Raw genomic sequence first — 24,332 nt, 5'->3', positions numbered from 1 at the left:
CTCGGCCGGTGTCATCGCCGCGCTCGCGGGGTCTGTTACTGGTTCGGTGTGCGCCGACCCATCGCGCAACCCGCCGCAGCCTGACACCATCCGCACGAGGTCGCAGGACGAGCAAGGAATCGCACCATGGTCGACGTTCTGATCAAGAGCTGGCTGGAGCCCGAACACGTCGAGCGCATCCGGGAGTCGGACTCGCGCGTACGGGTCCTTTACGACACCGCTCTCGTGCCTCCGCCGCAGGGGCGCCGGCGGCTGCTCTACCGTCCGGGAAGCCTCCCCGAGCCGGACGAAGGCGGCTTCAGCCGCACTCCCGAGCAGGAGCAGGCGTGGGAGGAGCAGCTGGCGCGCGCGGAGGTGATCCTGGACCTCCACATGGACGACCTCCACAGCCTGCCGGAGGCGGCTCCCCGGCTGCGCTGGTTCCAGGCGGGCGCCGCCGGTGCGGGTGAAGCCGTCGCGGGCACGGGACTTCTGGAGTCGGGCGTCACCGTCACGACGGGCAGCGGCATCTTCTCCGCGCCGCTCGCCGAATTCACCGCCGCCGCGATCCTCTCGCACGTGAAGGACCTGGACCGGCTCCACCGGCAACGCCGCGAGCGGAACTGGCACACCGCCGCGAGCGGCACGCTCGAGGACAGGACCGTCTGCATCGTCGGAATGGGCAGCATCGGCAAGGAAGTCGCCCGGCGTCTGCATCCGTTCGGCTGCCGGCTCACCGGCGTCCGCCGCTCCGTGACGGGCCGGGGCCGCGAGGACACCTGGATCGTGGGCCGCGTCCACCCGGTGGACGGGCTCGCGGAGGCGGTGGCCGACGCCGACTACGTCGTCGTCACGCTGCCCTCGACGCCGGAGACGCACCACCTCATCGACGACCAGATGATCAAGGCCATGAAGCCTGGCGCGTACGTGGTCAACGTCGGCCGCGGAGCGGTGGCCGACGAAGCGGCGCTGATAGAGGCGCTGAGGTCCGGTCACCTCTCCGGCGCGGCGCTGGACGTCACGGAGACCGAACCTCTGCCGCAGGAAAGCCCGTTGTGGGACCTGCCGAACGTCCTCCTCGGTTACCACGCCACGGCGATGACGAACGGTGGCCTCGCCAACGAGCGCCTCACCGGGATCTTCTGCGACAACCTTCGCCGCTACCTCGACGGCCGCCCCCTTCTGAACCAGGTCGACCCGACGCGGCTGTACTGAGACGGGGCGGGCGCGAGGGCCTGCACCGAGCGAAGGCGGGCACACGAGGCTGTACCGGGGCGAGGCGGGCGCGCCCGTGCGGCCCGACCATGCATGCGGTCCTCCGGTCCGGTGGGGGACGGCCGGTGGCCGGGCCCGACCACGCTCCGGATACGTTGGCACGCGGGAGCACCCGGGGCCATGGGCGAGGTGCCGCCGGCACCGCTCCGCCCGTGAGCGGGCCCCACCTGCGCACCGGCACGCTCGAAAGCCTTCACCAGCGCTCGACCATCGCCCGGACCGGAAGGACCCGACCATGACCGGCACCAGCCCGAAGCGCGGCGCACGCGACATCGACATCACCGTCTACGGTGCGACCGGCTTCGTCGGCGCCCTCGTCGCACGTCACCTGGCTCAGGCCGCCCCCGAGGGCACCCGGATCGCTCTGGCCGGACGCAGCGAGGAGAAGCTGACCGCGATACGGAAGGACCTGGGCGAACGGGCCCGTGACTGGCCCCTGTTCGTCGCCGACGCCGGCGACCGTCCCGCCCTGGAGCAGATGGCCGGCGCGACGCATGTGGTCATCACCACCGTCGGTCCGTACGCGAAGTACGGGCGCGACCTGGTCGGTGCCTGCGCGCAGGCCGGCACCGACTACGTCGATCTGTGCGGTGAGGCCCTCTTCGTACGCGAAACCATCGACGCCCACCACGGGACCGCCGCCTCCACCGGCGCCCGCATCGTCCATGCCTGCGGTTTCGACTCGATCCCCTCCGACATCAACGTGCACCTCCTCCACGAGAAGGTCCGCGCCGACGGCAGCGGCGAACTCGCCGACACCACCGCGGTTCTCACCTCGGTCAGCGGCGGTGTCAGCGGCGGCACCATCGATTCGGTGCGCCAGCAGATCGACATGATGAAGAAGGACCGCAAGGCCCGGCGGCTCGCCGCCGACCCTTACACCCTCAGCCCCGACCGCGCCGCCGAGCCCGAACTGGGCCGCCAGAGCGACCTGTTCATGGCCCGCGGCTCCAAGGCGGGCACGCCGCTGCGCGGGGTCCTCGCGCCCTTCTTCATGGCGCCGTTCAACACCCGCATCGTCCGCCGCAGCGCGGCGTTGCGCGATCACGCGTACGGCGCCCGCTTCCGCTACCGCGAGGCCATGCGCCTCGGCCCGCCGCTGCTCTCGCCACTCGTCGCGGCGGCGGTGACCGGTGCCATGGGCGGGCTCGTCACCGGGCTGGCGCTGCGGCCCACGCGGCCGCTGCTGGACAAGGTCCTGCCGAATCCCGGCGACGGGCCCGATGCGCGCTCGCGCGAGAAGGGCCACTTCACCCTGGACACCTTCGCCGTCACCACCACCGGCGCCCGCTACACCGCACGGTTCAGGGCACAGGGCGACCCGGGCTACAAGGCGACCGCGGTCATGCTCGGCGAATCCGCGCTGGCCCTCGTCCTGGACCGGGACGCCCTGCCGGAGGGCGACGGCGGCGTACTCACACCGGCAACCGCCCTCGGCGACGCGCTCGTCGGACGGCTGCGTGCGGCCGGCATGACCATCGACGCGCGGCCCTACTGAACCGGCGGCGCCCGCCCGTCATATCGGTCGTGGGATCGGTCGAGGGATCGGTCGACTGATCAGTCGACGACGGGGCTGCGCCGTTCGAGAAGCTGGACGTCGCGCCAGACGCCGTGGTGGCGGGCCAGGCGTTCGCTGGTGCCGACGACGCGGAAGCCCGCGCGCAGGTGCAGCGCGATGCTGGTCGTGTTCTCGGGGAAGATGCCCGCCTGGATCGTCCAGATCCCGGCGGCCTCGGTGGAGGCGATCAGCGCGTCCAGCAGCACTCGGGCCACTCCACGGCCGCGTGCCCCTGGGTGCACATACACCGAGTGCTCGACCACACCCGCGTAGACGGTACGGGCCGAGGTGGGCGCGACGGCGATCCAGCCCAGCACCCTGCCACCGCTGCCGGTGCCGGTGTCAGTGCCGGTGCCGCCCTCGCCGTCACTGCCGGCCCCGCTCCGCACATCGCCGGCCTCCCGCTCGACGGCAACGAACCTGTGCTCGGGAAGCTTGGCGGCGTCGAACGCCTCCCACGTGGGCGCGGCCGTCTCGAAGGTGGCGTTCCCCTCGTCGATCCCGGCCTGGTAGATGGCCAGGACCTCGTCTGCGTGCGCCTCCGTCAGCGCCTCGACGACGACCGTGGTGCCCGCGTGCTGAGTGTTCACGTCACCCATCGAAGCAGGCCGGGCATCCGTACGCCCCGGCGGACCCGATGCCAGACGCGGGCTCCGGCCCGCTCCCGCCATGTGCTCGTCACCCCGCCGACCGCCGCCGCCGGCACAGGACGGCCGTGACGGTCAACGGGACCGACGTCACGCACGCGATGCCGAACAGCAGCGCGTACTGCCCGTGTTGTGCCAAAGGTCCGGCGGCACTCACAGCGACCGAGCTGCCGATGAACAACGAGGCGGCGAAGAAGGCGACCGCCGTGCCCCGCGCCTCCGGCACAACCGATGTCGCCCAGGTCTGCAGCGACGAGTGCATGAACGACCATCCGCCGCCGAGGAGCAGGGCCGTGATGATGACGACAACCAGATCGATGCGTGCGGCGACCATGCCGTAGCCGAGGCAGATCTGCGCGCCGCCCACGGCCATCAGCGCCCACACCGGCATCCGTCCGGACAGCGCCTTCACCAGGCGCGAGAACCCCAGCACGCCGACGCCGAAGGCCGCCGTGGCGAGACCCGCGACTGCCGCGCTCACACCGTTCGCCTGCAGTGCCGCCGCGAGCAGGGTCATCGTCCCGAGCAGCACGGCGCCCTCGACGAACGCCAGCCCGAACACCAGCAGTGCCCAGCCGTTGCGCAGCACCGCACGCAGCGGCTCGCCCACCCCGGCGACCGGTGCGCGCGCCGGCTCGGGCAGCTTGCGCAGGGCGAAGGAGCACAGCAGCGCGCACGCCGCTGACGTGGCGAACACCGCACGCCAGTGCAGGAGATGACCCAGCACGCCACCGAACGCCGTGGCCAGCGCGGTGCCCAGGGCCATCGCGGCCATCAGGTCCGACAGCGCCCGCTGGCGCCATGTGGTGCTCACCGTGTCGCCCACGTACGTGAGGGACGTCGGCACCACCGCCCCGAAGAAGGCACCGGCCGCGATCCGCGCCACGGCCAGCACCGCCATCCCGGGTGCCACGGCGGAGACCACTCCGGCCGCCGCCGCGGCCAGCAGCGTCGCGCGCATGATCCGCACGCGCCCGAAGCGGTCGGAGAGCAACCCCCACAAGGGCTGCGACAGCCCGTACGCGAGGAAGTAGCCGCTGGCGGTGACGACCGCCGTCGAGAGCGGCACTCCCAGTCCGGATGCGATCAGCACCAGCATGGGACTGATCACGAACCGGTCGAAGCTGCTGACGAACGTCGCGACCGACAGAGCCCGCGGGGGCCCGGTGAGGTGCTGCGTCTCGGGCGGATCCTGCCGTTCCTGGCACGTGGTCATCAATGGTTCCCGCTCATCGTGGCCAGCCGCCCATGATGGCTCACCCGTCCGCACCAGCACAGACCGTATCCAGTACGTGAGATCACCCCGGGCCGGAGGGACACCGCCGAACGGGGGACGCCGGTCCGTGCGCCGTTTGACGCCCCCGCTCCCGGACAACGGGTGGACGCACCGGCCCGCGACTCCCGGAGGCAACGGTGCGTCTGCTTCTCGTCCACCCCAGTGCCCTGATGTACTCGGAGATCTTCCTCCGGCTCGAACCCCTCGGTCTGGAGCGCGTCGCGGGCGCCGCGCGGGAGGCCGGACACGAGGTGCGCGTGATCGACCTCCAGGTCTCCAAGCACTCCGACCTGGAACGGACGATGATCGAGTTCGAACCCCAGGCGATCGGCTTCTCCCTCAACTACCTGGCGAACGTGCCCGAGGCGATCGAGCTCGCACACCGCGCCAAGCAGCTCGTTCCGTCCGCGCATGTCTTCTTCGGCGGGCACAGCGTGTCCTTCGTGGCCCAGGAAGTGCTCGAGCAGGCGGAGGGCGCCGTGGACTCGGTGATCCGCGGCGAGGGCGAACCCGCCGTCGGCCCGCTGCTGGAGGGACTGGCACAGGGCGGCGTCGACGGCGTCCCCGGCATCGTCACCGCCGACGGCCGCGGTCCCGGCCCGCAGATGCTGCACAGCATCGACACCCCGCGCCCGGCCCGCGATCTGCTCGCCCACCGCCGCCGCTACTTCATCGGCGAGCTCGACCCCTGCGCGTCCATCGAGTTCACACGGGGCTGCCCCTGGGACTGCTCCTTCTGCTCGGCCTGGACCTTCTACGGGCGCAGCTACCGCAAGGCGTCCCCCGAGGCGGCCGGCGAGGAGATGGCGAGCATCCGTGAGAGCAGCGTCTTCATCGTCGACGACGTGGCCTTCATCCGCCCCGAGCACGGTGACGCCATCGCCGCCGAGATCGAGCGCCGCCGCATCCGCAAGCGCTACTACCTGGAGACGCGCGCCGACGTACTGCTGCGCCACCCGGAGATCTTCGAGCGGTGGACGCGGCTGGGGCTTCAGTACATGTTCCTGGGAATGGAGGCGATCGACGCCGAGGGGCTGGACCTGTACCGCAAGCGCGTCACCCCCGACGACAACTTCAAGGCCCTCGAACTGGCCCGGAAGATGGGCATCAACGTGGCCATCAACCTGATCGTCGACCCCGGATGGGACGAGGAAAGGTTCCGTGTCGTACGGGATTTCGCCCTGTCGGTGCCCGAGATCGTGCACCTCACGGTCATGACCCCGTACCCCGGCACCGAGGTGTGGCACACGGAGTCGCGGCGGCTGACCACGCGGGACTACCGGCTCTTCGACATCCAGCACGCCGTCGTCCCGACCACCCTGCCGCTCGACGTCTTCTACCGCGAACTCGTCCGCACGCAGGCCGTCATCAACCGCAAACACCTCGGTCTGCGCACCGCGTTCGGGGCACTGCGCGTGCTGAGCGGCAACCTGATGCGCGGCCAGACCAACTTCGCGCGCATGCTGTGGCGCTTCAACACCGTCTACAACCCCGAGCGCCAGCTCACCGACCACTACCGGCCCGTCCAGTACGAACTGCCGCTGCCGCGGCGGCTCGACGTCGGCGACCGGCGCAAGCTGTACATCCACGACCGCAAGGCCACACACGGCCGGGACGCCGCCCCGGCCGAGTGAACTCCCGGGCGCCCTCCGGGAGATACCGGGCCCGGGGCACGAGGCGGAGGTCGCGGGGTGGTGCCCGCCTCAGCCGCCCGGCGCCAGTCGCTCCAGCACGCCGTCGCTGATCGCGAGCGGGTCTGCGGTCCGCAGCGCCGTCAGCGTCCCGGGAGCGCACAGCACGACCGGGAGCGGCCGGCCGTACAGCTCCTCGACCACCGTCGCCGCGGCCGCGACCCCCGCGTCGGCCTCCGTCAGGACGACGGCGGCGGGCCCCACGCCGGCACGCACGCTCTCCGCCAGGACACTCGGGCTGGACGTGGACCCGCGGGCGGCGGCCGCGACGAGCACCGTTCCGGCGACGGACCGCCCGTGCTGGGGATGGTGCACATCGACGATGCGCCCCGTGGCGGGGTCGAGGCCGCCCCAGAAGCTGAGCGGCTCGTCCAGCACCAAGGCCGGGCCGCGCACGGTCCCGCTACCGGACACCGGCCCACAGCCCTTCGTCCCGTTCCACCCGCCCGGTCACGGCCGACTCGACGCATTCGCGCAGGCTGCCGAAGGCCACGCAGATGCCCAGGTTGCCGGGTCCGTAGTACGCCCACTTCGCCGAGGAGGTCATCACCGAACCGGTGTCGGCGGAGAGGACGCCCGCCCGCACCCCGGCCGCAGCCCGCCCGCTGCCGGGGCACCGCGAGTTACCGTGGGGCCGTGGCGGATTACGAGCACATCCTGGTGAAGCGCGACGGCGACACCGTGACGATCACGATGAACCGCGCGGCGCGCAGGAACTCGCTGACCGCGGACCACCTCACGGAGCTGCGCGACGCATTCGCCGAGGCCGGCGAAAGCGATGCGACCGGCATCGTGCTGGCCGCGGACGGCCCGGTGTTCTCCGCGGGCCACGACTTCGGCGACGTCTCGTCACGGGACCTGACCGGGGTCCGCGAGCTGCTCCAGCTGTGCACCGACCTGATGCGGACGGTCCAGTCGGTGCCGCAGATCGTCGTCGCCCGGGTGCACGGGCTGGCGACCGCCGCCGGCTGCCAGCTCGTCGCATCGTGCGACCTGGCGGTGGCCGCGGAGTCCGCCGGTTTCGCGCTGCCCGGCGGCAAGGGCGGGTGGTTCTGCCACACACCGGCCGTGCCCGTCGCACGCTCCATCGGCAGGAAGCGGCTGATGGAGATGGCCCTGACCGGCGACGCCGTCGACGCGGCGACCGCGGAGCGCTGGGGCCTGGTGAACCGGGTCGTGCCCGACGACGAACTCGACGACGCCGTCGCCGAGCTGCTGGCGCGGGCGACCCGCGGCAGCCGGGCGAGCAAGTCGCTCGGCAAGCAGACCCTCTACGCCCAGCTGGACCGGCCCGAGGCCGACGCCTACCAGGTGGCCCTCGAGGTGATGGCCTCGGCCTCGCAGCTTCCCGGCGCCCGCGAGGGCATGGCGGCGTTCCTGGAGAAGCGCCACCCCGAGTGGCCCGACTGACCTCGCGCAGCCGGCCGGCGCTGGATCCCTCCGGAGCGGCCCGGCATCCCGGCGAGGGAGCCCGGCCGCCCCGGCCCGGTTCACCACGGGCTCAGTCGTCGCCCTCCAGATTTCCCTCGGCCTCCAGATAGACCTCGCGCAGCGCCTCGAGCATCGCGGGGTCGGGCTTGGCCCACATGCCGCGCGACTGCGCTTCCAGGAGACGTTCCGCGATGCCGTGCAGCGCCCAGGGATTGGCCTGTTCGAGGAATTCGCGGTTGACCGGATCCAGCACGTAGGTCTCGGTGAGCTTGTCGTACATCCAGTCGGCGACGACGTCGGTGGTGGCGTCGTAGCCGAAGAGGTAGTCGACGGTGGCGGCGAGTTCGAAGGCGCCCTTGTAGCCGTGGCGGCGCATGGCTTCGATCCACTTGGGGTTGACCACCCGGGAGCGGAAGACGCGTGAGGTCTCTTCGAGGAGGCTGCGCGTGCGCACGGTCTCGGGGCGGGTGGAGTCGCCGATGTACGCCTCGGGTGCGGTGCCGCGCAGCGCCCGTACCGTCGCGACCATGCCGCCGTGGTACTGGAAGTAGTCGTCGGAGTCGGCGATGTCGTGTTCGCGGGTGTCGGTGTTCTTGGCGGCCACGGCGATGCGCCCGTAAGCCGTCTCCATCTCCGCACGCGCCGGGCGGCCGTCGAGGTCCCGTCCGTAGGCGTAACCGCCCCACGCCGTGTAGACCTCCGCGAGGTCGGCGTCGGTGCGCCAGTCGCGGGAGTCGATCAGCTGGAGCAGGCCGGCTCCGTACGTACCCGGGCGGGAGCCGAAGATGCGGGTGGTGGCGCGCCGTTCGTCGCCGTGGTCGGCCAACTCCTCCTGCGTGTGGGCACGTACGTGGTTGTCCTCGTGCGGTTCGTCGAGCGAGGCGGCCAGTCGCACGGCGTCGTCGAGCAGGGCGACGGCGTGCGGGAACGCGTCGCGGAAGAAGCCCGAGATGCGGAGCGTGACGTCGATGCGGGGACGGCCGAGCTCGTCGAGCGGTATCGGCTCCAGGCCGGTGACGCGTCGGGAGGCGTCGTCCCATACGGGTCGGATGCCCAGCAGGGCCAGGGCCTCGGCGATGTCGTCGCCGGCGGTGCGCATGGCGCTCGTGCCCCACAGGGAGAGCCCCACGGACGTCGGCCAGCCTCCCCCAGCCTCCGGCCGGGGGGACCCCCAGTTGTCGTCGCGGTACCGCGTCAGGAGCGAGTCGGCCAGGGCCTGCCCGGTCTCCCAAGCGAGGCGCGACGGGACGGCCTTGGGGTCGACGGAGTAGAAGTTGCGGCCGGTCGGCAGGACGTTGACGAGGCCGCGCAGGGGTGATCCGGACGGTCCCGCGGGGACGAACCCGCCGCCCAGGGCGTGCAGGCAGTTGTCGAGCTCGTCGGTGGTGGCGGCCAGCCGCGGAACGACCTCGCGGGCGGCGAACGAGAGGATCCGCGCGACCTGTTCACCGTGGCCGTCGGGTACGGCGGCCGGGTCCCAGCCGGCGTCCTCCATCGCCTGGACGAGGGCGCGTGCGGTCTCCTCCGCCTCGTCGGCGGTGGTACGGGTGGCGGCGGACTCGTCGAGGCCGAGCGCCTCACGCAGGCCGGGCAGCGTCGTCGAGCCGCCCCAGATCTGGCGTGCGCGCAGCACCGCCAGGACGAGGTCGACGCGTACGGAGCCCGAGGGTGCCTGTCCCAGGACGTGCAGGCCGTCGCGGATCTGGGCGTCCTTGACCTCGCACAGCCAGCCGTCGACGTGGAGCAGGAAGTCGTCGAAGCCGTCGTCGTCGGGGCGCTCCTCGAGGCCGAGGTCGTGGTCGAGCCTCGCCGCCTGGATGAGGGTCCAGATCTGTGCGCGGATCGCGGGGAGCTTCGGCGGGTCCATCGAGGCGATCTGCGCGTATTCGTCGAGGAGTTGCTCCAGTCGCGCGATGTCGCCGTAGGAGTCGGCGCGCGCCATGGGCGGTACGAGATGGTCGACGAGCGTGGCATGGACGCGGCGCTTGGCCTGGGTGCCCTCGCCGGGGTCGTTGACGAGGAACGGGTAGATCAGGGGGACGTCACCGAGCGCGGCGTCGGGGGCGCAGGCCGGGGACAGCCCGGCGTTCTTACCGGGCAGCCACTCCAGGTTGCCGTGCTTGCCGAGGTGGATCATCGCGTCGGCACCGAATCCCCCCTCGTCCGTGGGGGCGGCGATCCAGCGGTAGGCGGCCAAGTAGTGGTGCGAGGGCGGCAGATCGGGATCGTGGTAGATCGCGATCGGGTTCTCCCCGAAGCCGCGGGGCGGCTGGATGAGGATGAGCAGATTGCCCCGGCGCAGGGCGGCGAGGACGATGTCGCCGTCGGGGTTCCGGCTGCGGTCGACGAACATCTCGCCGGGCGGCGGTCCCCAGTGCTCCTCGACGGAACTGCGCAGTTCTTCGGGCAGTGTGGCGTACCAGCGCCGGTAGTCGGCTGCCGGGATGCGCACGGGGTTCCGCGCCAACTGCTCCTCGGTGAGCCATTCCTGGTCGTGGCCGCCGGCGTCGATCAGGGCCCGGATCAGTTCGTCGCCGTCGCCGGAGACCAGGCCGGGGATCTCCTCCTCGGGGCCGAAGTCGTATCCCTCCTCGCGCAGCCGTCGCAGCAGGGCCACGGCGCTCGCGGGTGTGTCCAGCCCGACGGCGTTTCCGATCCTGGAGTGCTTGGTGGGGTACGCGGAGAGCACCAGCGCAAGACGCTTGCCTGCGGCGGGTATTCGGCCCAGCCGGGCGTGACGCACGGCGATTCCCGCGGCCCGGGCGGCGCGTTCGGGGTCGGCGACGTAGGAGGGCAGCCCGTCCTCGTCGACCTCCTTGAAGGAGAACGGCACGGTGATGAGCCGTCCGTCGAACTCCGGCACGGCGATCTGGCTCGCGGCATCCATCGGGGAGACGCCCTCGTCGTTGTCCTCCCAGGCGCTCCTCGATCCCGTCAGGCACAGGGCCTGGAGGATCGGCACGTCCAGGCCCGTGAGGGCACCCGCGTCCCAGGACTCGTCGTCCTCACCGGCGGAGGCCTCGGCGGGCCGGGTGCCGCCGGCGGCGAGGACGGTGGTGACGATGGCATCCGCGGCGCGCAGTTCGTCGATGAGTTCGGGCTCCGGCGCGCGGAGCGAGGCCACGTAGAGCGGCAGCGGACGGGCACCGGCCTGCTCGATGGCGCCGCAAAGGGCCTCGACGAAGCCGGTGTTGCCGCTCATGTGGTGTGCGCGGTAGTAGAGCACGGCGACGGTCGGGCCGTCCGTGTCCTTCGCCTCCCGGACCAGTGGTCCCCAACTGGGGGCGGGCGAGGGGGGTTCGAAGCCGTGGCCCGTCAGGAGCACGGTGTCGGAGAGGAAGCGGCCGAGCTGTTCGAGGTTGGCGGGCCCACCGTGGGCCAGATAGGCGTGGGCCTCAGCGGCGATGCCCACGGGGACCGTCGAGGCGGCCATGAGCTGTGCGTCGGGGGCCTGTTCACCGGTGAGGACGACAACGGGGCGCCCGTCACCGAGGAGTTGGTCGAGGCCGTCCTCCCAGGCGCGGATGCCGCCGAGGAGCCGTATGACGACGAGGTCCACGCCGTCGAGCAGGGCGGGCAGTTCGTCGAGGGGCAGCCGGGACGGGTTCGCGAACCGGTAGGAGACCGGCCCGTCCGAGGCGCGGGCACTGAGCAGATCGGTGTCGGACGTCGACAGCAGAAGAATCACGCGGCGTCTGGCCTTCCTCGGGGTGTCCGCGCCCCGGGTGGTGTTTGACGGCGGGAGTTCCTGGCTCGCCCGGCCTCCATGGCCAGGGTCACAGTGGCGGGACCGCGCCGGATTCGCACCGGGCTTCCTCCCATGTCGCCGTCTGTGGCGGTGGCGGACCTGCCGGCCCACCGAGAGGCATAGTAAGGGTCACAGTCGGAATGCGGGACATACGGCCCGGTACGGCGGTGGGTATGCTCGCCGCCATGTGTACCGCCCCGGTCCGGGCATTTGCCCAGGACACGAAGCCGATTCGGGACCGCGGCGACGCATGCCCGGGGGCCTTGCGACTCCACGAGGCGGACGACGGCGCGCTCGCCCGCGTACGCGTGCCCGGCGGGATTCTCGACGTCCGCCGGGCAGAGGCGCTGGCGGCTGTTTCACGGCGGTTCGGCGACGGGGATCTGCACCTCACCTCCCGTGGCAATGTGCAGCTGCGGGGTCTCGGGCCGGGCTGTGGACGGGAGTTGGCGCAGCTTCTCGGCGACGCCGGTCTGCTTCCGTCGCACCGCCACGAACGCGTCCGCAACATCGTCGCCTCGCCGCTGGCCGGTCTCGACGGCCACGGGCACGGCGATCTCCGGCCCTGGCTGCGCGCGTTGGACGGCACGCTGTGCGCGAGTGAGTCTGCTCACGCCCTGTCCGGGCGGTTCCTCTTCGCTCTCGACGACGGCCGCGGAGACACGGCGGAGCTGGCGGCCGACCTCACGCTGACCTCCGGCGGGAACGGCTCGGCGCGGCTGCGCATCGGCTCGTGGCACTCGCCCGCCGTCCAAGTCCCGTCGTCCGATGGGCCTCTGGCCGCGCTCCTCGCAGCCGAAGCGTTTCTTCAGACGTCGGCAGCGATGCGCGGAGAGGCCTGGCGGATCGGTGAACTACCGGACGGGCCCAGGGAGTTGACGGACGCGGTCGTCCGCCGCCTCGACGAGAGGGGCGTAGCCGCGACGACCTCCGTGGAGCCGCCCGGGACCCGCGCGTCCGCACCCCTTCCCGGCGTGGTCACCGGTCCTCACGGTGAGGCGGCGCTGTCGGTGCTCGCCCCGATGGGCCGGATCGACGCCGCCCAGTGGGATGCAGTCGTCTCCGTCGCCGCGCGGGCAGGGCACCGGGAGCTGCGGCTGACACCGTGGCGCGGCCTCGTCGTGCCCGTCGTCCCCGGGGCCGGTGCCGGTGCCGATGAGCTGATGCGCACGCTCGCGAACGCCGGCCTGATCACCGACCCCGACTCGCCCCGGGTCGGAGTGGGCTCCTGCATCGGACGGCCGGGCTGCGCCAAGTCGCTGGCCGACGTCCGCTCCGACGCGGCAGCACTCACGGGCTCCGGACAGCTGCCCGTGTACTGGTCGGGGTGCGAGCGCCGCTGCGGCCACCCGCGCGGCGACCGCGTGGAGGTGGTGGCGGTCCCGGAGGGCTACCGGGTCTCGGTCGTGTGCGACGGCCGCGTCCGTTCCGCGACCACGACCAGCCGTGCCCGAGTCGCCGCCGACGTCGCTGAAGCACGCAAGAGCGGCCCGAAAGCCCCGACACCCGTGAAGCGATGAGTGGGAGCACAGTGTTCGACTACGAGAAGGACGGCGCCGCCATCTACCGGCAGTCCTTCGCCACCATCCGGGCCGAGGCGGATCTCGAAGCGCTGCCTCCGGACGTCAGCCAGGTCGTCGTCCGCATGATCCACGCCTGCGGAATGGTCGATCTCGTACGCGACATCGTCCACACCCCGGCGGTCGTGGCCCGCGGCCGCGAAGCCCTGCGGGCGGGTGCGCCCATCCTCTGCGACACCTCCATGGTCGCCAGCGGCGTCACGCGCAGGAGGCTGCCCGCGGACAACGAGGTGGTGTGCGCCCTTTCCGACCCGTCCGTGCCCGGACTCGCCGCGGAGATGGGCACCACCCGCACCGCCGCCGCTCTCGAACTGTGGCGGGACCGCATGGAGGGAGCGGTCGTCGCCTTCGGCAACGCGCCCACCGCTCTCTTCCGGCTCCTGGAGATGATCGAGCAGGGCGCCCCCAGGCCGGCCGCCGTCATCGGCGTCCCCGTCGGCTTCGTCGGCGCCGCCGAGTCCAAGGACGCGCTCGCCTCCCACCCGTCCCGTCTTGAACACCTGGTCGTGCGCGGGCGGCGCGGAGGCAGCGCCATCGCCGCCGCAGCGCTCAACGCGATATCGAGCGAGGAAGATTGACTGCTCCGATCCGCCTGAAGTCGGGGGATTCCCGCTCGTCCTTGCGGACGTGCGCCCCTTGCGGGGTGCCGTCAAGCGTCTGCCGGATTCCAGGCTCAGGCAGCCTCCGGGGCCGGCGGCCCCGGAGGTCTTACACCCTCAACACCTGCCGGGCTCAGACCCGCCCGGATCAGCATCACATACGCGGAATTCTTGTCTCTCTCAAGGACAGCTCCGCACGCGGTGCAGGTATAAGTGCGCTCACCCAGCGGCAATGCATGCTTGGCTCTCGTCATGCAGTGCGCGCAGTCCATGGTGGTGTGCGCGGGATTGACCAGGTGCACGGCCCGGCCGTGCTTGCGGCCCATCTCGACCAGCGAGCACTTGGTCGCCCTGATCGCGGCGTCGGCGGCCTTGCGGGCCATGGTGGTCTTCGCGAGGAATTTCGGCCGGAAGTCCTCCACCGCGATCGCGTCGTGGTCACGCACGACCTGCTTGGCCCACTTGCGTCCAGTGTCCTGCCGCTGGCGTGCGAGCTTCTTGTGCAGCTTCGCCGCCTGCCGCTTCGCCTCCCGGTAGCCCTTCGACGCGGTCTGCCCCTTCTTCGGCTTACGCCTCGCCATCATCCGCTGGTACTTCGCGAGCTTCTGCGGCGCGGTCTTGCCGTACTGCGGGTGGGGCAGGTCGTGCGCGTGGGAGGTGGTGGTGGCGGTCTGGGCCACGCCCCAGTCGATACCGATCACGGCGCCGATTTCGGGCAATTGCTCGGTGGTGGCGGCGGCCACGAAGCTCACGTACCAGTGGCCGAGGCTGTCTCGGTACACCCGCGCGCTGGACGGCGGCTCGGGCAGCTCCCGGGACCACACGGGCCTGACCACGATCCCGCCGGCCAGGTGCAGGCGGCCCTCCTTCAGCCGGAAGCCGCGGCGGGTGTAGTTCAGGCTGAGGTCGGCCTCGCGCTTCTTCTTGAACGTCGGCATCCCTGCGCGCTGCCGCATCGGCAGCCGGGCTTTGATGTCCTTCAAGGCCTTGGCCCGCGACTTCGCGAAGTCGCGTATGACCTGCTGCTGAGGAACCGACGCACCCGCCGAAAGCCACGACGTGCGACCGCGGGTCTCGGTCAGCATCCTGTCGAGCTGGCCAGGACCACAGGTCAACTTCCCCTCGGGATGGGCCTTGTTGCGTGCGTGCACGGCCTTCGACTTCGCAACACACTCATTCCACAGCCACCGGCAGCGAGCCCACTCCGCCTCCAGGGCGGCCTGCGCAGTGGACGACACCCGCAGGCGGTAGGTGTACCGGGCGTGCTCGGCACCCTCCACCGTCTGCATCGCTGTCGTCATGATCCTCAAACTATCCGGGAGGACTGACAGATGAGAGTTCGTGATCAAGGCGGGCTCGCTCACTTCCGTGCGGAGTGGACGCCGTATCGCCCGGGCGGCGATACGGCTGCCTCTGCCCTGCACCACAGGAGTCCGATTCTTCCCTGGCCCGAAGGCCGCGGCATCCTCGGAGGAATCCGGTGACCGAGACCACGCAGACCGCCGGCAGGCTCTACGGTGTCGGGCTCGGTCCCGGCGACCCGTCGCTGATGACCGTACGTGCCATCGAAGTCATCGCCGAGGCGGACGTGATCGCCTACCACAGCGCCCGGCACAAGAGGTCCATCGCCCGCTCGATCGCAGCCCGGCACATCCGCGACGACCACATCGAAGAGGCCCTCGTCTACCCGGTGACCACCGAGGGCACCGACCATCCCGGCGGCTACCGGGGCGCGTTGGAGGAGTTCTACACCGAGGCGTCGGGCCGCCTTGCCGCGCACCTCGACGCGGGCCGCAGCGTCGCGGTGCTCGCGGAGGGGGATCCGCTCTTCTACGGCTCGTACATGCACATGCACAAGCGGCTCGCCGACCGCTACCCCACCGAGGTCATTCCTGGCGTCACCTCCGTAAGCGCCGCGGCGGCCCGGCTGGGCACGCCGCTGGCCGAGGGCGAGGAGGTGCTGACGATCCTCCCCGGAACCCTGCCGGAGGAGGAGCTCACGGCACGCATGGCCTCCGCCGATCCGGCCGTGGTGATGAAGCTCGGCCGTACGTTCGCCAAGACCCGCCAGGCGCTGGAGAATTCGGGACGCCTGGCAGAGGCCCGGTATGTGGAGCGGGCGACGATGGCCGGGGAGCGCACCGGCAACCTGGCCGACGTGGAGGCGGGTTCGGTGCCGTACTTCTCGGTGGCCGTGCTGCCGAGCCGGGCCGGCGCGAAACCGCCGGAGCCGGAGCCGGAACAGAAGCGGGAGCCGGGCGAGGTCGCCGTCGTGGGCACCGGTCCGGCTGGCCCCTTGTGGCTCACCCCGGAGACTCGCGGCACCCTGGCCGCGGCCGACGAGCTCGTCGGCTACACGACCTATCTGGACCGCGTTCCGGTACGTCCCGGTCAGGGCCGCCACAGCACGGGCAACCGCGTGGAGTCCGAACGCGCCGAATTCGCCCTGGACCTGGCGCGACGCGGCCGGCGCGTGGCCGTCGTCTCGGGAGGCGACCCGGGGGTGTTCGCGATGGCCACCGCGGTGCTGGAAGCGGCGTCGCAGGACCGGTACGCGCATGTCCCGGTGCGGGTCCTGCCGGGCGTGACCGCCGCCAACGCCGCCGCGGCCCGCGCGGGCGCGCCCCTCGGACACGACTACGCCAGCATCTCGCTCTCCGACCGGCTCAAGCCCTGGGACGTCATCGCCCAGCGCCTGCACGCCGCCGCAGCCGCTGACCTGGTGCTCGCTCTCTACAACCCCGGGTCGCAGAGCCGCACTTGGCAGGTGGGCAAGGCCCGGGAACTGCTGCTGCAACACCGGGCGCCGGACACGCCGGTCGTCGTGGCCACGGACGTCGGCGGACCGGACGAGACGGTACGGATCGTGCACCTCGCCGATCTGGAACCGGAGGAGGTGGGCATGCGCACGATCCTCATCGTCGGCTCCTCCCAGAGCCGGACCGTACGGCGCGGGAACGGCGAGACGATCGTCTGGACACCGCGCCGGTATTCGCCGGGTGAGGCGGACTAGGGGCCTGTCCGGCGGATCATGGCCGGGGGGTGGCCTGCCATACCCCGAGCGGGAGGCAAACCGCAGTGACCGGGCAGCGCCCGCGCGAAATGGTCAACGACATGTCAACGACGTCACGACCCACCGGCGCGCACGGACCGTTTCGATCCGCAGGTATCTCCGGTCGCGCACTCATTGTGCTCGTCGCTCTCGCCGTGGCCCTCGTCCCCGCCTTCATCTTCGCGCCCCGCCCAGTGGCGGCGAGCATGTCGGGCGGCGGCTTCGGCGATCAGCGCAACTTCATCGACAGCCTCTCCGAGTCGTTCGTCGACTACTGGAGTTCCGGCGACCGGAACCTCCCCCCGGGCTTGAAGAGGCTTGTCGAATACTGGTTCTACTACCACCTGGTCAAGGCCGTGATCGCCGCGATCTTGCTGATCGTGCTCATTGCGCTCGGCGTTCTTCTCTGGAAGGCATTTCTGCGGGCCGGCGGGCTCGGTGCGGGAAGCAGGGCAACTCTCGCGTCGGCCGGGGCCATCGTCACGGCGCTCGCGCTGTTCTCGCTGGTGACGGTAGAGGGCAACTTCCAGGATGCGATGGCGCCTTTCTCCTCAGTGATGTCGATGCTGCCGGTCCACGCGTCCCACGGGGAGCTCGCCGATACGCTCCATCAAGTCAGGCAGCACCTGGCCGACTATCCGGACACCGGTGCCCGAACTCCGCCTGCCCTCAAGGTGATGGTCGGCGACTTTTCCCGATTCCACGCGGTGAGAGTCGTGACCGCCACGATCTTGGCGGCCGTCCTCATCGGCATGAGTGTGGTGTCGTTCAGGAGGATCGCGAGGACAGGGGCGTCCGACAGGCGAACGCGGCGCGTGTTCAGGTCGTTCGGTCTTCTCTCCGCCTTGTTGGCGCCGGCCGTCATCGTTGTCGCTTGGGCGAACGTCACCGTCACAGCCGACCCGGCACCGGCGCTCCTGGGCTTCTTCAAAGGCGGATGGTGATGCGCCGCGTCAGACGTTGAGGTAGTCGGGAGCGCCGGTCGCTCACTCATGAGCCCCGCTCGGAGCCGGTGCGCCCATCGCGCGTTGCGGCTCGACGGGCGCGGTGGTTGGCGACGTTGACGCGGTTGCCGCACAGACCCGGCATGCAGTAACGGCGGCGACCGGGCCGGGTGGTGTCGATGAACGCTCCCCGGCAGGTGGGCGCGGAGCACGCGCGGAACCGCTGCTCGCCCAGGGTGTGCAGGACGCCGAGGATGCCGATCCCGCAGACCAGTGAGAGGGCGTCGGCGACGGTTGCTCCGTCGCGGAGCGGGGCGGCCCAGCGTGCGCGGTTCTCGTGTGCGGGGTCGGGAAGCAGGGTGAGGCCCTGCGCGGATGAGGTGAGCGTGGTCGCGCCGGGGACGAGGTGGTCCCGGTCGGGGTGATCGATCAGGTCGCGCACGGTCGTCCGGAGTGCGTGGACCGCCTGCAGGCCGGCTGCGCGTCCGCGGCGGGCGAGGGCGGACAGCGCGCCCGGGACGTCATCGCTTCCGGACCGCTGGGCGTGCAGGTCGCAGAAGGCGACGAGAGCGGCCGGGTCGGGCAGGCGGTCCTCGCCGCGCCAGACCTCTGCGGTGGTGTTGACCAGCTCGGTCGCGACTCCCGCCGCCCAGGCGTAGTCGTCCAGCGCCACGTGCATCCGTTTGCGAGCCTCCAACTCTCCATGCTCAGCCCCTCGGCTAACTGTCACTTTACCCCTTACATTTGTGTGGCCGGCTCGCTCCGGACTGGCTGCGTGGGTGAGGGGTGACGGCTGCCGCCCACGCATCTGCTTCTGCTACGTCGAGGAGACCTCGCCCATGTCAGAGCTGAAGATCGACGTCCTCGTGTTCGACGTGCTGGGCACCCTCGTCGACGAACCCGCCGGTATCCGCGCCGGCATCAGCGAACTCGGCCCGTCGCTCGACGATGCGAGGACCAAGCAGCTCCTGTCGCTCTGGCAGCAGCACATCGACCGGGAGCAGCGCCGCATTCTCGACGGCTCGCGGCCCTACGCCACCAGCGACGCGCTCGACCGGGAAGCCGCCCGGCTCGTTGCCGACGCCGCCGGAGTCGAGGACCCGGCCGCCGTGGAGACGCTGGCCCTGTCAGGGCGCCGGCTCCCGGCATGGCCGGACACCGTGTCAGGGCTCGCCCGGCTCGCCGAACGGTTCCCGCTGATCGGACTCTCCAACGCGAGCCGGACCGCGCTGCTGGGAATCAACGCCCACGCGGGACTGCGCTGGCACCAGGCCCTGTCAGCCGAGGACGCCCGGACCTACAAGCCGCACCCGGCGGTCTACGAGCTGGCCGTCACCGCCTCCGGACTACCGCCCGAGCGGCTGCTGATGGTCGCCACCCACGCATGGGACCTGCGTGGTGCGCAGGAACTCGGCCTGCGCACCGCCTACGTCGCCCGCCCCATCGGTGACCCGCCCGCATCCTCGGACCGGTTCGACCTGCACGCGGATGACCTGGCCGGCCTGGCCGGGCAACTCGCCTAGGCCGTTTCGTTCGGATCATCTGATCTGGCCCGGGCCCGCGAGAAGGGGCCCGGCGGGCGAGCCGGACGATCATGCCTCGGAAAGTCACCGGCGCCGAGCTGGTGGTCGTCGACGGCATGGGCCACGACATGCCCCGCGCACTGTGGCCCGAGATCATCTCGCTGATCACCGACCTCGTCCAGCGCGTCGAGGCGGCGGGGCTCAGCGACTGACCGGCGAAACAGTGCACCGCCTGCGGCGCGGCAGCCGGGGGGCAGACCACCCGCCGCCGTCGAGCGCAGGGTAAGCGGCAGCGCAACACCGTCCAGCGGCGCGCGGTCTCGCCACCCGCTACGGACCAACCACACGCGACTACTTCGCCGGCCCCCATCGCCGGGATCTCCTCCGGTCCGCCATTGATCCGAACGGAACTGCTCAGGCCGTACCGGACCGAGCGGCGCGGACGCCGACCCGTCGGGCCAGCACCTGTCCGGGCCAGGTCCCGTGCAGGAAGCGATCGGTCGGAGTGAAGCCGTTGCGCTCGTAGAACCTCACCAACTCGCCCCCGCCGCCTGCCCAGCAGTCGACCCGCAGCAGATCCACTCCCGTACGCCGGGCCTCCTCGGCGGCATGGACGAGCAGCGCCGCACCGATGCCCAGTCCGGCGAACCGCCGGTGGGAGACCAACAGCCGTACGTACTGCTCCGGTTCACCGGCCGGCTCGATCGGCATCTGTGAGCTGGGGCCGGAGTCCAGCACCAGGACTCCGGCGGGTGTTCCGTCCAACTCCGCGATGTACGGGGTCATCTCGGACGTGTACCGCTCGACCCGCTCAACTCGCCCGGGCCTCTCCGACCACGGTGTGGTGCCCCACTGCTCGGTGTTTCCGCGTTCGTTCATCCAGACCACCGCGGAGTCGAGCATGTCCAGCACGGCCGGTGCGTCGGCGATGCCGCCCGGTCGGATTCGTATGTCATGTGGGGTTTCGTGCACGTCGGCAGTTTAGTCTCCGGCTCCCGAAGTCTCCTGCGGGCGCGGTGAGTTCGGCCGGCGGCCGGCGTCGTCCGGCGCCGCGCGCTGCCGCGCGCGAGCGGGTTCGAGGTCAGGGCAGCGTGAGAATGCGGGGGCCGTCCTCGGTGACGGCGATGGTGTGCTCGATGTGGGCGGCGCGGCTGCCGTCGATCGTCCGCAGGGTCCAGCCGTCGGGGTCGGTGCGGTACTCGTTGCGCCCTCCGGCCATGAGCATGGGCTCGATGGCGAGGGTGAGGCCGTGACGCAGGGGGAAGCCGCGCCCGGGCCTTCCGTGGTTGGGGACGTGGGGATCCTCGTGCATCCGGCGGCCGATGCCGTGACCGCCGAAGTCCGTCGGCATGCCGCATTCAGCCGTGCGGGCGACGGCGCCGATGGCGTGGGAGATGTCTCCGATGCGGTTGCCGACGGTGGCGGCGGCGATGCCGGCATCCAGTGCCCGCTGGGTGGCGTCGATGAGTTCCAGGTCGGCCGGACGGGCGGTGCCGACGGTGAAGCTGATCGCGGCGTCGCCGGTCCAGCCGTCGAGCTCGGCTCCGCAGTCGATGCTGACCAGGTCGCCGTCGCGCAGGCGGTGGTCGCCGGGGATGCCGTGCACGAGGGCGTCGTTGACGGACGCGCAGATCACCGCGGGGAAGGGGGTGGGTGCGAAGGAGGGCCGGTAGCCGAGGAACGGGGAGCGCGCCCCGGCCTTGGCCAGGACGGTGCGTGCGGCCTCGTCGAGCTCGCGCAGGCGGACCCCCACGGCTGCCGATCGGCGGGCTGCCGCGAGGGCGTCGGCCACGACGCGTCCGGCTTCACGCATCGCCTCCAGTGCCGTGCCGGTCTTGATCTCCACCATGTGCCGTGACTCCCCGCGATGCGACGCTACCCAATTCTTATACCGGTATTAGTATCACGGGCATGGTGAGAGTTCCCTTGAGCCCGCAGGAGCGGCTACGCGGAGAGCGGTTCGGCACCCTGCTCCGCGAGGCCCGTGGCGACCGCAGCATGGTGGACGTGGCAGCGGCGGCCGGGGTGTCCGCGGAGACCCTCCGCAAGATCGAGACCGGCCGGGCCCCGACCCCGGCCTTCTTCACCGTGGCGGCCCTGGCCCACGCGCTGGACCTGTCGCTCGACGACCTGGCGGCAGCCTGCGCGAAGGAAGCCGACAGCGGTGGCCGGGCCATGTCGGCGTGAACGTCAGGAACCCCGCCGTCCGGCCGAAGGACGGATGCAACTGAGCGACGGGCGGATGTTCCTGTGACGGCTCGGGAGTGCCGGGTTTCTCAACTGCCTTACGCCACAATGCCGTCGGTGCCGTCGAGGTGCCCAATCAGCCACTCGAGGGCCTGCTCGGGCTCGGCCGTGACGGGGACCTCCTCGGGCACGGGCGGCCTGCGCACCACGACCACCGGGACGCCCGCCTCGCGCGCCGCGACGAGCTTCGGCGCGGTGCCCGAGCCGCCGCTGTCCTTGGTGACGACGACGTCGATGCGGAAGCGGCGCAGCAGTTCGCGCTCGCCGTCGAGGTCGAAGGGTCCCCGTTCCAGCAGCGCTTCCATGCTGCGCGGGTGAGGCGCCTCGGGCGGGTCGACCGACCGCACGAGGAACCACAGCTCGTCCAGTGCCGCGAAGGCGGCGAGACCCATGCGTCCGGTGGTGAGGAAGACCCGGCTGCCGAGCGTGGGCAGCACGGCTGCGGCTTCCTCCAGGGAACCGGCCGGATGCCAGTCGTCCCCCTCGACGGGGACCCAGCCTGGGCGGCGCAGAGCCAGCAGCGGAGTATGGGTGACGGCGGCCGCGTGCGCCGCGTTGAAACTGATCGTCCCGGCGAAGGGGTGGGTGGCGTCGATGAGTGCATCCACATCGTGCTCGCGCAGCCACCTGGCGAGCCCGTCCGCGCCGCCGAAGCCGCCGATACGCACCTGCCCCGGCAGGCTGCGCGGAGAGGCGACCCTGCCGGCCAGCGAGGACGTCACCCGCAGGTGCGGCGCCTGGGCGTTCAGCATCTCGGCCAGGCGCCGGGCCTCGGTCGTTCCCCCGAGAAGGAGCACGTGCACGGAGTCCGGGTCCATTCATGAGTGAGGCGAAGGGTGGGCGCGGTGCCCAACTCAAGCACACCGGGCTTCGGCCCGGCTGGACGACCGGTGCCTGCGCGACCGCCGCTGCCACCGCCGCCTACACCGCGCTGCTGACGGGCGACTTCCCCGACCCGGTCACGATCACGCTGCCCAAGGGGCACACGCCGTCGTTCGCGCTGGCGGCGGAGGAGCTGACCGATGCGCACGCCATGGCGGGGATCGTGAAGGACGCGGGGGACGATCCGGACGTCACGCACGGCGCGCTGGTGCGGGCCACGGTGCGGCGGCTGCCGGACGGCCAGGGTGTGATCTTCAAGGCGGGTCCGGGGGTCGGGACGGTCACCCGTCCCGGACTGCCCCTGCCCGTCGGGGAACCAGCGATCAATCCCGTACCGCGGCAGCTGATCCGCGACCACGTCGCGCTCGTCGCTGACACGCACGGAGCGGGCGGCGATGTCGAAGTCACCCTCTCCGTGGACCATGGTGAGGAGATCGCCCGCTCCACCTGGAACCCCCGGCTCGGAATCCTCGGCGGGCTGTCGATACTCGGCACCACCGGCGTGGTCGTGCCCTACTCCTGCTCGGCGTGGATCGACTCGATCCGGCGGGGGGTGGACGTGGCACGTGCCGCCGGACGCACCCACGTCGCCGGGTGCACGGGCTCCACCTCGGAGAAGACCGTCGTCTCCGAGTACCACCTGCCCGAGGACGCCCTGCTCGACATGGGCGACTTCGCGGGGGCGGTGCTGAAGTACCTGCGGCGCCACCCCGTGGACCGGCTCACGCTCTGCGGCGGTTTCGCCAAGCTGTCGAAGCTCGCGGCCGGGCATCTGGACCTGCACTCGGGACGCTCCCAGGTCGACAAGGCGTTCCTCGCCCGGCTCGCCCGCGACGGCGGCGGGGACGACGCGCTGTGCCGCGAGGTCGCCGACGCCAACACCGGCCTGGCGGCACTGGAGTTGTGCGCCGCGGCGGGGGTGCCGCTGGGGGATCTGGTGGCGGTGGCCGCCCGCGATCAGGCCCTGTCCGTGCTGCGCGAGGCACCGATCGACGTGGATGTGATCTGCATCGACCGTGCCGGCACGGTCGTCGGCCGCAGCAGCCGCGCGTAGTCGGGCGGAACGCTCAGCAGACGTGCCGCTCCCGTTCCGGCGAGTACAGATGGCTGTCGCCGAACTGCTCGGCGGCGAGTGTGCGTCCGACCATGATGACGGCGGTACGGACGATGCCCGCCGCCTTCACCGACTCCGCGATCTCCCCGAGCGTGCCGCGCAGCACCTGCTCGTCGGGGCGGCTGGCGTACGCGACGACGGCGGCGGGGCAGTCGGCACCGTAGTGCGGCAGCAGCTCGTCGACCACACGGTCCACGTACTTGGCGGCGAGATGCAGCACGATCAGCGCCCCGCTGCGGCCGAGGGTCGCCAGGTCCTCCTTCTCGGGCATCGCGGTGGCGCGGTTCGCGATCCGGGTCAGGATGACGGTCTGGCCCACCGTCGGCACCGTGAGCTCCCGCTTCAGGGCGGCGGCGGCCGCGGCGAAGGCAGGCACCCCGGGGACGATCTCGTAGGGCACGCCCGCCGCGTCGAGCCTGCGCATCTGCTCGGCGACGGCGCTGAAGACGGACGGATCGCCCGAGTGCAGCCTCGCCACGTCGTGACCGTCCTTGTGGGCGCCGGTCAACTCCTGCGTGATCTCGTCCAGGTTGAGCTGCGCGGTGTCCACCAGCCTTGCGTCCGGCGGGCATTCGGCGAGCAGTTCCGGCGGCACCAGGCTGCCTGCGTACAGGCAGACCTGGCAGGCCGCGAGCGTACGGGCGCCGCGCACGGTGATCAGGTCCGCGGCGCCGGGTCCGGCGCCGATGAAGTACACGGTCACTTGTCTGCTCCTGGTGCTGTGGTGTGCGTGTGCGTGGTGGCCTGGATCGGTCGGGCCTGTCAGGGGTTTCCGAAAGGGGCAGC

General features: G+C 71.5%; 23 protein-coding genes and 1 riboswitch. Of the genes, 12 read left to right on the top strand and 11 right to left on the bottom strand.

The window, feature by feature from the left end; genetic code table 11:
- Positions 1–126 precede the first annotated feature (126 nt).
- A complete protein-coding gene (locus G4Z16_RS18480; RefSeq protein WP_197351847.1) occupies positions 127–1,194 on the top strand; it encodes a D-2-hydroxyacid dehydrogenase in 1,068 nt (355 codons plus the stop codon).
- Positions 1,195–1,489: 295 nt separating this feature from the next.
- Positions 1,490–2,752, top strand: coding sequence for a saccharopine dehydrogenase family protein (locus G4Z16_RS18475; RefSeq protein ID WP_197351846.1), 1,263 nt, complete (start codon positions 1,490–1,492; stop codon positions 2,750–2,752).
- A 59-nt stretch (positions 2,753–2,811) separates the two neighbouring features.
- On the opposite strand, the gene G4Z16_RS18470 is transcribed toward G4Z16_RS18475, so the two are convergent.
- Both G4Z16_RS18470 and G4Z16_RS18465 read right to left on the bottom strand, forming a co-directional pair.
- Entirely contained in the window at positions 2,812–3,402 is a 591-nt protein-coding gene (locus G4Z16_RS18470; RefSeq protein ID WP_246530932.1) for a GNAT family N-acetyltransferase, read from the bottom strand.
- A gap of 88 nt (positions 3,403–3,490) precedes the next feature.
- Positions 3,491–4,675: an MFS transporter gene (locus G4Z16_RS18465; protein ID WP_197351844.1), complete on the bottom strand. Its 1,185-nt coding sequence runs from the start codon at positions 4,673–4,675 to the stop codon at positions 3,491–3,493.
- Between the two features lie 197 nt (positions 4,676–4,872).
- Here G4Z16_RS18465 and hpnR point away from each other — a divergent pair, with 197 nt between their 5' ends.
- Entirely contained in the window at positions 4,873–6,369 is a 1,497-nt protein-coding gene (gene hpnR / locus G4Z16_RS18460) for a hopanoid C-3 methylase HpnR (protein WP_197351843.1), read from the top strand.
- A 69-nt stretch (positions 6,370–6,438) separates the two neighbouring features.
- On the opposite strand, the gene G4Z16_RS18455 is transcribed toward hpnR, so the two are convergent.
- A complete protein-coding gene (locus G4Z16_RS18455) occupies positions 6,439–6,840 on the bottom strand; it encodes an aconitase X swivel domain-containing protein (protein ID WP_197351842.1) in 402 nt (133 codons plus the stop codon).
- Entirely contained in the window at positions 6,830–6,976 is a 147-nt protein-coding gene (locus G4Z16_RS18450; protein ID WP_207794552.1) for a hypothetical protein, read from the bottom strand. The genes G4Z16_RS18455 and G4Z16_RS18450 overlap by 11 nt, the downstream gene beginning before the upstream one ends.
- A gap of 86 nt (positions 6,977–7,062) precedes the next feature.
- On the opposite strand from G4Z16_RS18450, the gene G4Z16_RS18445 reads away from it, so the two are divergent.
- On the top strand, positions 7,063–7,836 hold the full coding sequence (locus G4Z16_RS18445; protein WP_197351840.1) for an enoyl-CoA hydratase-related protein: 774 nt from the start codon (positions 7,063–7,065) through the stop codon (positions 7,834–7,836).
- Positions 7,837–7,927: 91 nt separating this feature from the next.
- On the opposite strand, the gene cobN is transcribed toward G4Z16_RS18445, so the two are convergent.
- Positions 7,928–11,545 (bottom strand): cobaltochelatase subunit CobN, encoded by a 3,618-nt coding sequence (gene cobN / locus G4Z16_RS18440; RefSeq protein ID WP_197351839.1) that lies wholly within the window; start codon positions 11,543–11,545, stop codon positions 7,928–7,930.
- 35 nt (positions 11,546–11,580) lie between these two features.
- A riboswitch (cobalamin riboswitch) is annotated at positions 11,581–11,732 on the bottom strand.
- Between the two features lie 46 nt (positions 11,733–11,778).
- On the opposite strand from cobN, the gene G4Z16_RS18435 reads away from it, so the two are divergent.
- Both G4Z16_RS18435 and G4Z16_RS18430 read left to right on the top strand, forming a co-directional pair.
- Positions 11,779–13,125 carry a nitrite/sulfite reductase gene (locus G4Z16_RS18435; RefSeq protein ID WP_197351838.1) on the top strand — a complete coding sequence of 449 codons (1,347 nt, stop codon included), beginning with the start codon at positions 11,779–11,781 and terminating at the stop codon, positions 13,123–13,125.
- Between the two features lie 11 nt (positions 13,126–13,136).
- Positions 13,137–13,763 (top strand): precorrin-8X methylmutase, encoded by a 627-nt coding sequence (locus G4Z16_RS18430; RefSeq protein WP_197354734.1) that lies wholly within the window; start codon positions 13,137–13,139, stop codon positions 13,761–13,763.
- A gap of 95 nt (positions 13,764–13,858) precedes the next feature.
- On the opposite strand, the gene G4Z16_RS18425 is transcribed toward G4Z16_RS18430, so the two are convergent.
- Complete coding sequence (locus tag G4Z16_RS18425) at positions 13,859–15,085, bottom strand: RNA-guided endonuclease InsQ/TnpB family protein (protein WP_197351837.1); 1,227 nt, start codon at positions 15,083–15,085, stop codon at positions 13,859–13,861.
- A 179-nt stretch (positions 15,086–15,264) separates the two neighbouring features.
- Between G4Z16_RS18425 and G4Z16_RS18420 the strand changes: the two genes are divergently transcribed.
- Entirely contained in the window at positions 15,265–16,797 is a 1,533-nt protein-coding gene (locus G4Z16_RS18420) for a precorrin-2 C(20)-methyltransferase (protein ID WP_197351836.1), read from the top strand.
- 194 nt (positions 16,798–16,991) lie between these two features.
- A complete protein-coding gene (locus G4Z16_RS18415; RefSeq protein WP_246530931.1) occupies positions 16,992–17,780 on the top strand; it encodes a hypothetical protein in 789 nt (262 codons plus the stop codon).
- Positions 17,781–17,826: 46 nt separating this feature from the next.
- Here G4Z16_RS18415 and G4Z16_RS18410 read toward each other — a convergent pair whose 3' ends face one another.
- The gene (locus tag G4Z16_RS18410; RefSeq protein WP_197351835.1) at positions 17,827–18,477 is read right to left on the bottom strand and encodes a CGNR zinc finger domain-containing protein; all 651 of its coding nucleotides are present in this window, start codon (positions 18,475–18,477) and stop codon (positions 17,827–17,829) included.
- 142 nt (positions 18,478–18,619) lie between these two features.
- Here G4Z16_RS18410 and G4Z16_RS18405 point away from each other — a divergent pair, with 142 nt between their 5' ends.
- Both G4Z16_RS18405 and G4Z16_RS18400 read left to right on the top strand, forming a co-directional pair.
- A complete protein-coding gene (locus tag G4Z16_RS18405; protein ID WP_197351834.1) occupies positions 18,620–19,303 on the top strand; it encodes a haloacid dehalogenase type II in 684 nt (227 codons plus the stop codon).
- Positions 19,304–19,374: 71 nt separating this feature from the next.
- On the top strand, positions 19,375–19,515 hold the full coding sequence (locus tag G4Z16_RS18400; RefSeq protein ID WP_197351833.1) for a hypothetical protein: 141 nt from the start codon (positions 19,375–19,377) through the stop codon (positions 19,513–19,515).
- Positions 19,516–19,717: 202 nt separating this feature from the next.
- Here G4Z16_RS18400 and G4Z16_RS18395 read toward each other — a convergent pair whose 3' ends face one another.
- Together G4Z16_RS18395 and map are read right to left on the bottom strand one after the other, a co-directional pair.
- Entirely contained in the window at positions 19,718–20,206 is a 489-nt protein-coding gene (locus tag G4Z16_RS18395) for a GNAT family N-acetyltransferase (protein ID WP_425508172.1), read from the bottom strand.
- 178 nt (positions 20,207–20,384) lie between these two features.
- A complete protein-coding gene (gene map, locus G4Z16_RS18390) occupies positions 20,385–21,152 on the bottom strand; it encodes a type I methionyl aminopeptidase (protein WP_197351831.1) in 768 nt (255 codons plus the stop codon).
- 62 nt (positions 21,153–21,214) lie between these two features.
- Here map and G4Z16_RS18385 point away from each other — a divergent pair, with 62 nt between their 5' ends.
- Positions 21,215–21,490: a helix-turn-helix domain-containing protein gene (locus tag G4Z16_RS18385; RefSeq protein WP_197351830.1), complete on the top strand. Its 276-nt coding sequence runs from the start codon at positions 21,215–21,217 to the stop codon at positions 21,488–21,490.
- A gap of 98 nt (positions 21,491–21,588) precedes the next feature.
- Here G4Z16_RS18385 and G4Z16_RS18380 read toward each other — a convergent pair whose 3' ends face one another.
- The gene (locus G4Z16_RS18380) at positions 21,589–22,353 is read right to left on the bottom strand and encodes a cobalt-precorrin-6A reductase (protein ID WP_197351829.1); all 765 of its coding nucleotides are present in this window, start codon (positions 22,351–22,353) and stop codon (positions 21,589–21,591) included.
- A gap of 17 nt (positions 22,354–22,370) precedes the next feature.
- Between G4Z16_RS18380 and G4Z16_RS18375 the strand changes: the two genes are divergently transcribed.
- Positions 22,371–23,486, top strand: coding sequence for a cobalt-precorrin-5B (C(1))-methyltransferase (locus tag G4Z16_RS18375; RefSeq protein WP_197351828.1), 1,116 nt, complete (start codon positions 22,371–22,373; stop codon positions 23,484–23,486).
- A 13-nt stretch (positions 23,487–23,499) separates the two neighbouring features.
- Here G4Z16_RS18375 and cobM read toward each other — a convergent pair whose 3' ends face one another.
- Entirely contained in the window at positions 23,500–24,249 is a 750-nt protein-coding gene (gene cobM, locus G4Z16_RS18370; RefSeq protein ID WP_197351827.1) for a precorrin-4 C(11)-methyltransferase, read from the bottom strand.
- Between the last annotated feature and the right edge of the window lie 83 nt (positions 24,250–24,332).

The sequence above is a fragment of the Streptomyces bathyalis genome, assembly GCF_015910445.1.
Lineage (GTDB): Bacteria > Actinomycetota > Actinomycetes > Streptomycetales > Streptomycetaceae > Streptomyces > Streptomyces bathyalis.
This window is presented reverse-complemented; position numbering and strand designations above follow the sequence as displayed.